This is a genomic window from Haloarcula sebkhae (assembly GCF_014647415.1).
Lineage (GTDB): Archaea > Halobacteriota > Halobacteria > Halobacteriales > Haloarculaceae > Haloarcula > Haloarcula sebkhae.
In genome coordinates this window covers 238,056-251,498 of the sequence record NZ_BMPD01000004.1, presented here as the reverse complement: position 1 = coordinate 251,498, position 13,443 = coordinate 238,056, and the positions used below count along the sequence as shown (strand labels likewise).

The following is a 13,443-nucleotide window of genomic DNA, read 5'->3' as shown; positions in this document are numbered from 1 at the left end:
GACCGCACACTACCGGGTCAGCGCCGGCACTGCCCGGAAATTTAAGCCGTCAGAAAACTACTATAATACTGTGTCTGGATGGCTCGCAGTTCTGCTCTCGAAGCTTGTCTGGGTCGGCAAGCGGGTCGCCGCACCACTTCGGCGGAGCGACGGGCCGAACAAGTTCAGGCTGTCGAGCATGGATACGGCAACGACGACGTACGACGGTGACATCGGATGGGCAAGACGGCCGCCGGCGACTGTCGAATGTCCGCGATGCGAGTCGGAAATCTTCCAGCACAACGCGCGTGACAGCATCGACTGTCCGCGGTGTATCGGCGAGTACAGCCACGACGAGTTCGCCGACCTGAAGCTCCTGTATCTCACGTGCCCGGTCTGTCGAAGCCGAATGGAACACGGTCAGCGACATCCCGAACGGTTCGACATCCCCGAGTGGGCGACCTGTACGGACTGTCGGTATCACTGGGAGTTCGAACACTCCTACGATTCTGGTGCCGATTGAGACATGGTTACACCGATCACACTGCGGCTGTTCTGCGGGCTGTGCGTTGTTTCGAAACGACTACAAAATCAATAGCGTATCCAGTTCCAACACGCCAGTGGGATTCTGCCGTCAGTAATACTCCCAGTCGTCCTCACGGCTCCCCTGCACGACGCCGTCGTCCTCCTCACTGTCCGCCTCTTCTCGCTCATCGGGCCAGCGAATGCCGTCTCCGACGAGGCTCTTGTACGCGAAGGCACCCAGACCGACAAGTATCAGGAGGAGAACGACGGTTCCAGCGGCTGCTGCCACCTGCCCGACGGACTCGAGCAGACCCGAGCCGAGCTGAACCGGAAACTGTACCATACACGTTCTTCGGACTGCACAGGTATCACTGTTGTCGAAGGTTGGATGGCCGAGCTGCCGTCGCTGAAACCGTCCTGAGTACGGCGTTGTTTTCGGAGACGTCGTGGACCCTGATGGCGTCAGCCCCACGTTCAGCGGCCAGCGCTGTCGTGGCCAGCGTCGGCGGCAGCCTGTCCGCACCGGCGTCGCTCATGTCGGCAAACATCGACTTCCGGGAGTGCCCGACCAGCACCGGACAGCCGAGCGCGTGGAACTCGTGGAGGCGGTCGACGAGTTCGAACGATTCACCGGCGTTCTTCCCGAACCCACAGCCGGGGTCGACGATGATCTGCTCGCGGTCGATACCGGCTTGCTCGGCGAGCAGTATCTGTTCCGTGAGGTCTCGAAGTACGTCATCGACGACATCGTCGTAGGTCACAGTTCGACCCGGGTCCACTGGCGCAGACAGACTATGCATCAGGATGACGGACGCGTCGTGGTCGGCAACCACGAACCGCATCTCGGGGTCCGACAGCCCCGACACGTCGTTGACGATATCGGCACCGGCCTCCAGCGCTGCGTTAGCGACGGCGGCCTTTCGGGTATCTACGGAGACAGTCGTGTCGAGCGAGGACACGGCCTCGATAACGGGCACCACGCGGTCGATCTCTGTTTCGACGGACACGGGGTCAGCCCCGGGACGCGTGCTCTCACCGCCGATGTCGACGATATCTGCCCCGGATTCGATCATCTGTTTCGCGTGATTGACCGCGAGGTCGCGGCGGTTGTACTCGCCGCCGTCGTAGAAACTGTCCGGCGTGACGTTGAGAATGCCCATCACGGCCGCTGATTCAGTGTCTAACGGCGGCGGGAACGACCGCTCAGACAGCCTTGCTTTGAGTTGTGTCGCAAGCCGACCGAGCCCCAGCCCCGCCGAAGCCAGCTGGTCGATGAGCTGTCGGAACTGTCGCCGCGTCCCCGACAGTGTCGTATCGACGAGCTTCTCTGGCATGCCAATAGTCGAACAGGTACAGGTGCCGCCGCAGTCCTCGAACTCCTGTTTGACGACGCCTGCCTGGTCGCGCCGCAACGTGACCGAAAGCACCTGCTGACGGATTTCCGGATTACTTTCGTCTCCAGCAGTTTCCCCTGTCGACGCCAGCGTGAGGTTCTCTTTGGGAACGACCAACCGGCTCCATCGGTCCCGAGCTTCGGCGACTGCGTAGAGCGACCCGGCCACGAGCACGAAGTCGTCCATGCCGGCCGCAGCTATCGCCCGTTCGGTGGCCTCAGGAACGGATTCGACCTGCTGTATCTGAGACGCCTGCCCCTCGAACGCCGCAGCGAGCGACGCGGTGCTTGCTGCCCGGTCAAGCTTGGGCCGAGTGGCAAACGCGGTCTCGGCGGCCGGAAGCGTCGCAATCATCCGTTCGTACTCCTTGTCCTTCATCGCGGCAAAGACCACGTGGAGATCATCGTACTCGTATCGCTCGATGAGTGTTGTCAGCGTCTCCATCGCGCCGGGGTTGTGGGAGCCATCGAGGACCACCATCGGGTCGATCGACCGGATTTCGAACCGGCCCGGCAGCGTCGCGGCCCGCAGTCCCTCGGATACGGTTTCCGTGTCCACATCGATGAGTTGTCGGGCCAGCGTCGCAGCAACGCCGGCGTTCTCCGCCTGATGCTGGCCAAGCAGCTTGAGGTTCGATTCGAGGGCCCAGTCCGGCCCAGTGAGTGCGATCCGGTTCTCGACGGCGGAGCGCATGCCGTTCTCGATGGCGGTGACATCGGCGTCGTCGCCGCCCACGGTGATGGTATCGGTAGTCTCCTGAACCGCGTCGAGAGCGGCCCCGGTCGTTCCCGTCACGAGCGGAGCGTCCCGCGGCGCGACCTGTGCTTTGTCACGGGCGATCTCCACGATCGTGTCGCCAAGCAGGTCGGTATGTTCCAGACTGATGCTGGTGACGGCGCTAGCGACGGGGTCGACAGCACTCGTGGCGTCGTAGCGGCCGCCGATGCCCACTTCCAGCACCGCGACATCGACATCCTCGACATCGAAGTGATAGAGCGCCAGGGCGGTGAGTACCTCGAAATGCGTCGGTTTGTCGTCCTCGGCAGCTAACTGGTCAATACAGGGCGCTATCTGTTCGACGAACTCTGTCACTCGCTCTTTCGGTACCCGACCGCCGTTGACCGTAATCTGCTCCCGGAAGCCGTTCAATCCTGGCGAGGTGAACAGGCCGACATCTAGCCCGGCGGCTCTGAGCACACTCTCGGTCATCCGGGCGGTGCTTCCCTTTCCGTTCGACCCGGCGATCTGCACGCTGTCGAAACTGTCGTCCGGGTCACCGAGATGTGAGAGCATCCGCGCCGTCGTATCGGTTCCCAACTTGGGCCGACGACGCTGTAGCGACTGCAGGTAGTCCGCCGACTCGTGGTACTGCATACCATAATTGGTCACCGGTGGCCTGATTAATGTATCGCCAGGGCGAATCTGGCTTACTCGCGCGTTCCGCTGTAATGCTACCAGCTCAGGTGAAAACCCCTAATACTGAACCTTAGGCCGTAACCGAATCATCTCCTACGACCCGCCTTCGCGGCCGCTACCGTGTTGTCTGCACTCGGGGCTGAGAACCAATCTCGTAAACCGAGATACATGATGTGGCCTCCGGGGGATGTAACGACATCTCGAACACATCCTATCCCGGTAGTGTTAGGTACACTAACATTATTACGACGGTGCAGGGAAGGGCTAGCCGAGATGTCTTCACAGGATGAGCAATCCGCGGCCGAAGAGACGCAGGAGCCGATTCCTACGGACTACGATATCGCCCAATCGACCGACATGGAGCCGATCTGGGAACTGGTCGAGCCGTGGGGACTCGGCCTCGACGACCTCCAGTACTTCGGCGAATACACCGCGAAAGTCAAACAACACGCCATCGAGCGCCTCCGCGAACAGGCCAAGAACAAGGAACAGAACCTCGTTCTGGTAACCGGGATGACGCCGACGCCGAAAGGCGAGGGGAAGACGGTAACGACTGTCGGCCTCGGGCAGACGCTCAACCACGTTGGCGAGGAAGCGATGATCGCCATCCGGGAACCGTCGCTTGGCCCAGTGTTCGGCGTCAAAGGCGGCGCAGCAGGTGGGGGTCGGTCGCAGGTCCTTCCGATGGAGGACATCAACCTCCATTTCACCGGCGACCTCCACGCACTCACCTCCGCGCACAACCTCATCGCTGCAATGCTCGACGCGAAGATCTCGCAGGGCGACGACCTTGACATCGACATCAACAACGTCTCTTGGCCGCGCGCGATCGACATGAACGACCGCGCGCTCCGGGAGACGGTCGTCGGTCTCGGCGGAAAAACCGGTGGGACGCCGCGGGAGGATAGCTTCATCCTGACGGCGGCATCCGAGCTGATGGCGGTCCTCTGTCTGGCCAGTGATATCGGGGATTTGAAAGAGCGCGTCAGCCGCATCATCGTCGCCTACGACGAGGACGGTGACCCGGTGACCGTCGATGATATCGAGGCAACCGGCCCAGCAACCATGCTTCTCCGGGATGCGATCAAGCCGAATGTCGTCCAGACCATTGAAGGGACGCCAGCGCTGGTCCACGGCGGCCCGTTCGCGAACATCGCCCACGGAACGAACTCGCTGGTCGCCGACAAGACCGCCTTCGGTATGGGCGACTACCTCGTTACCGAGGCCGGCTTCGGCTCCGATTTGGGAGCCGAGAAGTTCATGGACGTGGTCTGTCGCAAAGGCGATATGACGCCGAACGCTGTGGTGCTCGTGGCGTCGGTCCGCGCACTCAAATACCACGGACTGGACCAGTGGCCCGTCGACTACGACGAGATTGACGAGGCTGGCGTCGAAGCGGTCGAAGCCGGCTTCTCGAACCTCGATAAACACGCGCGGAACCTCCAGAAGTTCGGCGTCCCGGTCGTCGTCTCCGTCAACCGCTTCCCGGACGACACCGACGAAGAGATCCAGGCCGTGCTGGACCACTGTCACGACGAACTCAGCGTCAGAGCGGCCGAGTCGAACGTGTTCTCCGACGGCAGCGAGGGCGGCGTCGACCTCGCGGAGAACGTCATCGAGGCGACCGAGGAGAGCGTCGAGGATGACTTCCGAATGCTGTACGACGACGAGGACAGCATCAAAGAGAAGATTCACACTGTCGCGACCGAGATCTACGGCGCTGACGACGTGAAATACACCGGTAGCGCACTTGACGATATCGAGCAGATGAACGAACTCGACTTCGACGACTACCCGGTCGTCATGTCCAAGACCTTCCACTCGCTGAGCGACGACGCGAGCCAGAAAGGTGCGCCGGAGGGCTGGGAACTCGAAATCAGTGAAGTGTACCCGTCCGCTGGCGCAGGCTTCCTCGTCGCACTTACGGCCGACGCGCTCACGATGCCCGGCCTGCCGGCCCGTCCAGCTGCGGCCGACATGGACATCGACGAAGACGGCAACATCTCTGGCCTGTTTTGACGGACTGGTCCTGCGTTCCAGCGTTCGCGTTTCGCCGCCTCGACTTCCGGTGGACGCTGCCCAGCGTTCGACAAAGGGACGACGCTCACCGCTTCGCGTTTGTGACCGCTTCGTCGAGCGCCGCTTCGCCGGCCGCTTCTGCCTCGTCTGCCCGCTGTTTCAAGGCTGCCACGAATGATTCGTCGTCTATTATGTCGAGATTGGCCCGAACGGTCGAGACCGACGCCTGTAGCGCCGCTGCCGCGAGCAGCGCCCCGACAGTTGCGTCCGGGACTGCGACCGGCGTCCCCTTCACAGTCACCGTACGGGCGTGCTCGACGACGTCGAGACAAACCTCGGCCGTCTCCAGCGGCACCTCAGTCGAGCGTTTCGAGACCTCTTGAATCCGGGCGTCATCCCCGGATTCAAAGGCGGCCCCGATCGCGTCGACCGCTGCCGCGTCCTCGTCAGCGAGGGCGAGCAGCCGCTCCCGGTTATCGGCCAGAGCGTCCGCTAGAGCCGATAGCTCACCGGACTCCACATCGGACCCGTCTGTGCCGACAGTGTGGATACAGACCATCTCACAGAGCGCCGCACCCATCGCACCGCCGACGGCCGCGACTGCACCGCCGCTCGGGGTCACCTGGCCCGACGCGACGTCGTCGAGAAACTCGCCGATCGGCTGGGCCGCGAACGTCATCTGTCGGGTACAACGCCGCTCGTCTCTGGTGATTGACTGCCCATAGTGCACCATTCTCGGCCCACTCGCCTAATGATTTCCCTGGAGATATTCGGCCTTCGTGTGGGCCATCCCGTCACAAAGGCTATGACTGGACTCTGTCAAGACACTGTCTGGGGTCTTCGTTCGAAATCGTACAGCCAGCGACAGTACCGACTGAGCAGTTCAACACCTGCGATACAGAGGTCCGAAAGCTCACGGACCCACTCGGCTGTGAGGAGATGCGGGTTAATCAGGTCGTCGTCGAACCGGATTCCGTGACGACGCTGCATACACGACGGCCAAGAAGAAGTGTTCGTCGCGACGACCGGCGGCCAGATATCTATCGAAGGCGACGTTTACGATGTCCCCGAGCGCGGAGTGGTCCGTGTGTATCCGGACACGGTTCGAACTCTGTGTAACCATACTGCTGAGACGCACGTGTGGCTTGCCCTCGGTGCGCCACCGGTGGGAACCGTCGATAACTTCGGGGACTACGTTGTCGAGGAGTGAGGCGAGTCGGCCAGTCGCTTCCCCGTCTTCGAGGATGCACCACCACCGAGGACGTGGCCCATCGCCATCTTTTCAAACCGATCGACGAGTACAGGCCAGGGTCTGTGGCTAGACCGCATGCACTCATCCTGTATGGTTACAAATACGTTGAGTTTTGCGCCACGCATTGGTCACACAGGCACCATACGCGATCGCAGACGCAGTAGCAGGTAGAATTCCTGTTTATGAATACTCTCCTGAGATGCGGGTCACCTATCAGTGACTACTGGTCGTGTCGTCGAATCGACTCCCTGAACTGCGTGCGGTCGGCTTCGCTGATGGTTCCGACGTGCTCTCTGGTCGTCGTCTCAGTCTCCGTCTCGATTCCCCGCATGACTTCGCACATATGCGTTGCGGTCACCTCGACGACGACGCCGTGCGCGTCGAGTTCATCCGCCAGACCGACCGCAATATCCCGCGTGAGTGTCTCCTGTGTCGTCAGTTGGCGTGACTGCCACCGGACATACCGGATGAGCTTTGACAGTCCCACCATCTCCTCCCCGGGTCTGTACGCCACGTGAGCAACGCCCTGGAAGGGGAGCAGGTGATGTTCGCACATGCTGTGAAGCGGAATTCCGGTTTTGACGATGAGACCGTCGGTCTCCGCATCGAAGGTCCGCATTACCGGTCCGGACTCGGACTGAGAGCCTTCAGTCAGGGTCTCGAACATTTCCGGGACACGCCGGCTCCACGTATCCGATAGCCCCGCCGAATCGGGGTCACGGCCAGCGGCTTCGAGCAGGAGGCGAGCACCACGTCGCGCCTTCTCTTCGTCAAAGCCATCTGTCGGTTGGGTTGCAGTATCGTGCTGGTGTGCAGGTTCCTGTTCCCGAGAATCCATTACAAGCAAACAGGGGGACTCGACGTACAAAGTCTCTGTTCCCCATCAGTTTACTACTCGAATAACAGTGGTAACATTGTGATTTCGCACCACAACGTATAACTGAACGTGAATATCGTGTGTTACAAAAAACGTCCAATGAGTCCTCCTGTGTGGCGGGAACCGTGTTTCTGTTGACCGGCGGACCAGCCACAACGTCGCTTTCGTAACGGCTGTTTTAGCCAGACTCCAGCGTCTGGACGGTCTGTTGGGTCGCCGCCGATGCTGAACGGGCGAGTGCTGTCGCGTGCCAGTAGTCCGCAACGTTTCTATCGAGAGTGGAAGCCGAGATCTCTCCCTGATGATGCGTTAACCCACGGTCAGCGGCCATGACCTTGTGGCCAGCATCGACGAGAACCGTCCGGACCAGTTCCGGTTGTGAACTCGATTTGAGGGCCGTAGTGAGCGCCTCGTACGCGGTTTCCCTAATGTCTCGAACCGTTTTCCCATCCGATGGCCGAACGAGTTCGCCCGCCTCCCGCCGACTCTGAATGCGATCGATTGCTCGGTGCCGGGCCAATTGACTGTTCGCATCGACAACGGCACTCGCGAGGCCGACGGCATCCCCAAGACGGCTAATACCGCTCTCTACCTCCCACCGGAGCTCATCGAAAACTATCTTCCCCGGGGTGCGGTCGTCAGCGTTCGTTTCCGGTGCCAGGTTCGACCGCCTGTCGCGGATGTCCGCCAGCAGTGTTTTTGCTGCGGCGGTCAGTGTTTGTCTGACCGTGCCGACATTGGCTGGAAGCGAAGCAGTGAACTGTGCCCGTAGGTGACGAGCGTCACTGAGATACGCTTGGGCCGACTCGGCCGCCTCACCCCATTCGGCGACAGACAGCAGCTCCGATTCCTCCCTCGGCCTGATATCCGTGTCAGTGGCCCGCTGCAGTCTCGCTTCGATCCGGGCGTGGACCAGCGCCGCGCGCACCGGGTCAGCCCCGACGTATTCGTGCTCCTGCAGGGTTTCGCGGGCCGCAGACACGGTCTTGTCGTATTCGTTCCGGAGGGGAGCGGCAGTAAGACCACGGTCGGCGACGCCCCACCCCGCAGCGGCGTAGCGGGCGTTTTCGCGTGCTCGCCGCAACGACCGGAGCGCCATCAAGCCAGTTCGGGCCGTCCGTGCATCATCGAGGCCGTCCAAAGCGTCGCTGGCGGCATCAGTCAGGTGCTGGCGGATGTGACCGTTCGGGATTTCTTCCGGTCCGAGCGGGGTCGGAAGCGTCGCCAAAAGTGACCGAACCCGCTCCCGCGCGACATCGAAATGACTCGCTGCGATGTCGACTGGGACCGAAGGGGGAATAGGAGGTTCTAGCTCCTCGTCACGTGAGATGTCGGGCAGGTCATAGGTATCGATAGTTGCCTCGTCTCCCCCACTCATGCTCTCGATACTGCTACAGCCAGCAATGGCAGTGGCTCCAACTATGGCGAGCACACCACGGCGCGTCATCCGCGCGGATTTCCAGTCTGTCTCAGATACCTCGTCTGTCATGCCTGCTCACCATCGGACTGGGTGCGTCGGTCATTGCTCAGTGCTGCCTCGCTCCCGCCCTCACTTTCCCCTTCGGCACCGTCTCGCTGTCTTTCGCAACTGTTGCCGCCAATTGAGGAGGAATAGCTGGAGATGTCGTCTGCGTTGACTGTGTCGGGAATCCGGATGACCCAAACCGCGTATATTTTATTGCCCGCTGTGCAGGGCTCGTCGTAGGGTCGGCTCACCCGACCGTAGTCGGTCGTGATGTTATCAGCCGCCCACCGGATCTGACAGAGCGTTAGTTGAAAACACTCCTCGATTGTCACAGTCTGGACATAGACGGTTTCTGTATCGAAATCAGTCCCATCGAGGAAGGACCGTATTTCCGACCGGTCCGCGTCTTCGACGACGCTGACCCGGTCAGCCCTGGCCGCCGTATCGATAATCTCGGATTCCATTGGACGAGAATGTGAGCTTTCGGTCGGCCGACCGTCTTCATCATCGAGCCAGACTGGCTGACGATCGGTATCAACGCGTGTGACGACTGCATCCGGGTCAGATACCGATCCTGCGCTGGAGGCACTCGAACCGTCCGTTTCTGGAAGCAGTGTGTGTTGATTCGCCGCTACCCTCGAAAACCCCGCTACAGCCAGCTAGCACTGTCGCCAGCCCGCAGACGCTGTGGAGGAGAGTGCGTCGAGTAAAGGGGACCATCGTCTGATTTCCCGCTTGTAATGTCAGGTATAAAATTCTCGTGGTTGCTCAGATCGCAGCAGACCGCTCAGGGATCGGTCCACATACGAACTTCGATACCAGTGGATGCTGATACACACGTAAATACCGTTTGTATATGTCCATATCGGGCGCTATTAGTCTATATATCGCAGATATGTGCCGGGTTCGCCCATCTGAGCGGTAGGCACTGCCACAGATAGACATCGGCACGGAACGGTGAACAGACTTCCCGATATCGCAACAAAACGTCTAAACCGGGTCGACACGTTCCCGGATAAGTGCGTTGTCGTCCGGACGTTAGATATCGGTGGCGACAAGATTCCCTATCTCGACCTGCCGGAAGAAGAGAAGCCGTTCCTCGGTAGCGGTCCCGGCTGGCTTACCTGTTCCCATCCGAACGGTTGGGCGCTCTGTGGCCACCGGCCGACGGGACGAGGAGGTACCCCAAGGCAGTCGTTCCCGACTCCTGCCTGGCCTCCAGTTCTAGCGTCTGTCGCTCTTCTGCGACGCCAAACTCCGGGAAGTACTCGGTCGTCGTCGTCCGAGCGTCACTGACGCCGAGCGGATGGACGCTGAGCAGAGTCGAGTCGTCGTCACCGCCAGTCGCCCGCACCGTCCCCGAATCCCCGACCGTGACTGCGACCTCCGGATGGAAGTGGAGCCGAGAGACGCTCGGCTCGGTCTCCGTGTCGGCCCCCCGGAGTTCGTCCCGGACCAACCACCAGTCGTCGCTAGCGAGAATCGTCCTGTCGTGTCGGTACGACGCTGGTGCGGTGGCGGCTGTCTCGTAGTGTCCTCTGAATAGGGTCGGGTCCGACCCCCCGTAGTCGACCGTCGGTTCCGTCCGCGCGCCCATGAGGTACTTGCCACCGATTTCGATAGGCTCCGTCTCACCGACCTGAACAGTGTTGTGGCCGGCGACACTTCGAGCGTACTGCCGCCGCTCGTTGTCGGCGTAGTCGTACACACCAGTATCTGTGAGCACGCGCTGTCCGCCGATCCAGAGCAGGATGCTCAGCATGTCGTTGTGGGAGTGCCCGGGCAGATGGGAAGGCCCCACAGGCCCACCGTCTACCAGTAACCGCCCGTAGTCGGTGTCGAGCCAGTAATACCCCGTCTCAGCGCCCATGGGACTTTGTGACGGAACGGCCCGGTCATCGGCAGTAAACCCGACGCTCTCGGCATATCCCAAGCAGTCGATCAACGGGAGCGATTGTCCGAAGACGGCATCGTTGTATAGCGGGAGCCGCCCGTCCGGTGGTGAGAGGTATCGCAGGTATGCCACAGCCTGTTCCGTCATCGCCGTCAACCAGGCCGGGACCGTTCGCTCGCTGGCCGCCAGTAACGAGCAGGCCGTCACGTACCGCGTCGTCACAATCGCGTGGTACATCGGCGACCGCTCGTAGTGGCCGCCGTCGGGGAGGAACTGTTTGGCTCCAGTACGGCCGAGTATCGAGCGCCCCGTACAGAACCAGGATTCGTCGGTGTCAGGGAACAACAATCCAGCCATGAGCAGTGCGAGCCCGTTCTCAACGAGGTGGTTGCCGCCGACGTCACCTTCCACGTGGTTGGCAAGGAAGAGCGAATTTCGGTATATCTCCCCGACAAGTGCCTCGCTCAGTCCCTCGGGAACGCCTTCCTGAGAACCGCCGGTTCGCCACGCTAGGTACCGAGCCAGCGTCTGTGTCCGAAGTGAGACTGCCCATGGCGTCCACGCACTGCGAAGGTAGCCGGGTCGGCCGATGTCGATGCTGTCGGTCCAGTCCCAGATCCACTGGTCGAACACCGCGACGACCTCCTCCGGAGCCGCCTGCGGGTCCTCGAATCCCAGCACTGCCCACCGGAGCGGTTCGAACGCGTACAGTTTCAGCGGCCAGAGCAACGGATAACTGTCGGCCCCGTGGTCGTACCAGTCGGGGTGGGCCGGCGAATCGGACTGGACCGTCCGGTTGAGAAACGCCACCTCGCCGTCGGCCGCCCGGCGGCTCCGCCGCTGGAACGATCGGACGGTCGAGTCGGAGAGTGCCTCCCGGAGCACGTCGAGGTCCGATTCAAGTGGGGCTGTCGCGACAGATAGCCGCTCGGGAACCGCGTTGTCGTAGTGCTCGTCGAAATCGACCGGGAGCCGGGCGAGCACGGTGTTACGGGCCGTCCGTTCGGCCATCCCGAAGATCTGAGCCGGCTCCATCCGCGTGAGCGTGTGACCGTACAGTCTGGCCATCGACGGAAGCACGCGGATCGGCTTAGTCATCATCGGGACTCGGGGCCGCGCGTGGTGCCTGTCGTTCACTAGCCGTCAGCGCCCGGAGTTCTTCGCTGAGTCGGCCCGCGATGGCCTCGCGGTCGTATTCCTCGGTTACGAGCCGGTACCCGTCCCGACCCATCGACGTCCGCTGCTCAGGGTTTTCGAGGAGGGTGTCGATTGCCGCCGCGATGCGTTCCGGATCGGGCTCAGTGTGTATGCCCGCCGCGGTCTCCGTGACGAACCGTTCGATTTCTCCCCGTCCGGTGACTACGACTGGCAACGAGCACGCCAGGTACTCGTAAAGCTTCGTGGGCATCGCGTAATCAAGCTCCGGACTGTCCTTTATTGGCGCCAAGCCGACGGTCGCATCGTTGAGAATCTCCGGGATCCGCTCACGGTCCACTAGTCCGCCGAATTCCACGCTGTCTTCGAGGTCGAGGTGCTCCGTCACCGATTCGAGTCGGGACACCTCGTCCCCATCGCCGACCAGCAGGAGTTCGGCGTCGTCGTTCGACACGTGTTGCATCGCCCGAATACACGGTTCGAGTGCCTGTGCGCTCCCGATGTTCCCCGTGTACACGATTCTATCTTCTGCATCGCCAGCCCCAGTCTCCGGTGTAAACCGGTCGGTGTCGACGCCGTTCGGAATGACACGAACCCGGTCCCGGAGTTCGCCGCCGTACGCGTCGGTGACGGCATCGCCGAGCGTTTCTGTCGTCACGGTAATCCGGTCGGCGGTGTGTAACGCGACCGACTGGAACGCACGTCCGGCTTTCACCAGCGGGCTGTTCGCTGTGATGTATCCCAGAGCAATCGAGTTCTCAATCCACAGGTCGCGTACATCGACGATCCACGGCTTCCCGATGGCGACGGCCACGATCCCGGGGAGCCCAGTGGTAATCGGCGGTGTTGAAGTCATGACGACGTCGTACTGCCGGACATTGACCACCAGCCAGAGCGCCGCGTGAAGCGCGAAGACGAGATAGTACGGCAGTCGACGGAGCAGAGAGGGGTTCTCCGTCTGGGGTTGCCACGTCCACAGACGGTGGACGACCACTCCGTCGTCGTGTTCGGTCCGCTTGCGCTCCCACGTCCGATCGAAGTTTCCCGGGGGATAACACGGGAGCGGTGCCAGAACTGTCGTTCCGATTTCGTTGTCGAGGTTGACGGCCGTGTCGCGGATTCTCGACGCATTCCCCCCTTTTTCCGGCGGGTACCGCTGGGAGACGATGACGAAGTCAGTGGTCATCGGAGCCACGTGCGTGCCGCGACTGTCCCTCCTGGACGATTCTCACACGACGATGACGTGTCGGTTGCCCTGTCGCTGTTCATTGGATCACTGCATCGTATTCCTGACAGGGATATTAGTATGCGTCTGATACTCCACTGTCGGTTCGGGGACGGGCCAATTATGCGTTCTCTTGTCCCGAGACCATTTCACGTCGACCGTGTGTCCCGGAACGTGCGTCCCGTTTTAGTGTCAAGACTGACTTCGGAATCTAACCAGACACCACCTCGTCTGGTTGGTAT

Annotated in this window: 11 protein-coding genes and 1 pseudogene; 4 read left to right on the top strand and 8 right to left on the bottom strand. The window is 61.4% G+C overall.

What is annotated here, in order from left to right:
- Positions 1-70: 70 nt before the first annotated feature.
- A complete protein-coding gene (locus IEY38_RS13505) occupies positions 71-502 on the top strand; it encodes a hypothetical protein (RefSeq protein ID WP_229775308.1) in 432 nt (143 codons plus the stop codon).
- A 111-nt stretch (positions 503-613) separates the two neighbouring features.
- On the opposite strand, the gene IEY38_RS13500 is transcribed toward IEY38_RS13505, so the two are convergent.
- A complete protein-coding gene (locus IEY38_RS13500; protein ID WP_188978583.1) occupies positions 614-847 on the bottom strand; it encodes a hypothetical protein in 234 nt (77 codons plus the stop codon).
- Positions 848-872: 25 nt separating this feature from the next.
- Entirely contained in the window at positions 873-3,272 is a 2,400-nt protein-coding gene (folP, locus tag IEY38_RS13495) for a dihydropteroate synthase (RefSeq protein ID WP_188978581.1), read from the bottom strand.
- Positions 3,273-3,587: 315 nt separating this feature from the next.
- Here folP and IEY38_RS13490 point away from each other — a divergent pair, with 315 nt between their 5' ends.
- On the top strand, positions 3,588-5,333 hold the full coding sequence (locus tag IEY38_RS13490) for a formate--tetrahydrofolate ligase (RefSeq protein ID WP_188978579.1): 1,746 nt from the start codon (positions 3,588-3,590) through the stop codon (positions 5,331-5,333).
- A gap of 85 nt (positions 5,334-5,418) precedes the next feature.
- Here IEY38_RS13490 and IEY38_RS13485 read toward each other — a convergent pair whose 3' ends face one another.
- Positions 5,419-6,012: a cyclodeaminase/cyclohydrolase family protein gene (locus IEY38_RS13485; RefSeq protein WP_188978578.1), complete on the bottom strand. Its 594-nt coding sequence runs from the start codon at positions 6,010-6,012 to the stop codon at positions 5,419-5,421.
- A 330-nt stretch (positions 6,013-6,342) separates the two neighbouring features.
- On the opposite strand from IEY38_RS13485, the gene IEY38_RS21270 reads away from it, so the two are divergent.
- Positions 6,343-6,543: a cupin domain-containing protein gene (locus IEY38_RS21270; RefSeq protein WP_229775307.1), complete on the top strand. Its 201-nt coding sequence runs from the start codon at positions 6,343-6,345 to the stop codon at positions 6,541-6,543.
- A gap of 262 nt (positions 6,544-6,805) precedes the next feature.
- On the opposite strand, the gene folE is transcribed toward IEY38_RS21270, so the two are convergent.
- The 3 genes from folE to IEY38_RS13465 form a co-directional block, all read right to left on the bottom strand.
- The gene (gene folE, locus IEY38_RS13475) at positions 6,806-7,423 is read right to left on the bottom strand and encodes a GTP cyclohydrolase I (protein ID WP_188978576.1); all 618 of its coding nucleotides are present in this window, start codon (positions 7,421-7,423) and stop codon (positions 6,806-6,808) included.
- A 217-nt stretch (positions 7,424-7,640) separates the two neighbouring features.
- On the bottom strand, positions 7,641-8,951 hold the full coding sequence (locus tag IEY38_RS13470; protein WP_188978574.1) for a hypothetical protein: 1,311 nt from the start codon (positions 8,949-8,951) through the stop codon (positions 7,641-7,643).
- Positions 8,948-9,391 carry a hypothetical protein gene (locus IEY38_RS13465; protein WP_229775306.1) on the bottom strand — a complete coding sequence of 148 codons (444 nt, stop codon included), beginning with the start codon at positions 9,389-9,391 and terminating at the stop codon, positions 8,948-8,950. The genes IEY38_RS13470 and IEY38_RS13465 overlap by 4 nt, the downstream gene beginning before the upstream one ends.
- A gap of 535 nt (positions 9,392-9,926) precedes the next feature.
- Here IEY38_RS13465 and IEY38_RS13460 point away from each other — a divergent pair.
- Positions 9,927-10,031: pseudogene (locus tag IEY38_RS13460) on the top strand (putative PEP-binding protein); the annotation flags it as partial.
- 16 nt (positions 10,032-10,047) lie between these two features.
- Here the strand turns inward: IEY38_RS13460 and IEY38_RS13455 are convergent.
- Positions 10,048-11,922: a heparinase II/III family protein gene (locus IEY38_RS13455; protein ID WP_229775305.1), complete on the bottom strand. Its 1,875-nt coding sequence runs from the start codon at positions 11,920-11,922 to the stop codon at positions 10,048-10,050.
- Positions 11,912-13,162 carry a glycosyltransferase family 4 protein gene (locus tag IEY38_RS13450; protein WP_188978570.1) on the bottom strand — a complete coding sequence of 417 codons (1,251 nt, stop codon included), beginning with the start codon at positions 13,160-13,162 and terminating at the stop codon, positions 11,912-11,914. Before IEY38_RS13450 ends, IEY38_RS13455 begins: the two co-directional genes overlap by 11 nt.
- Between the last annotated feature and the right edge of the window lie 281 nt (positions 13,163-13,443).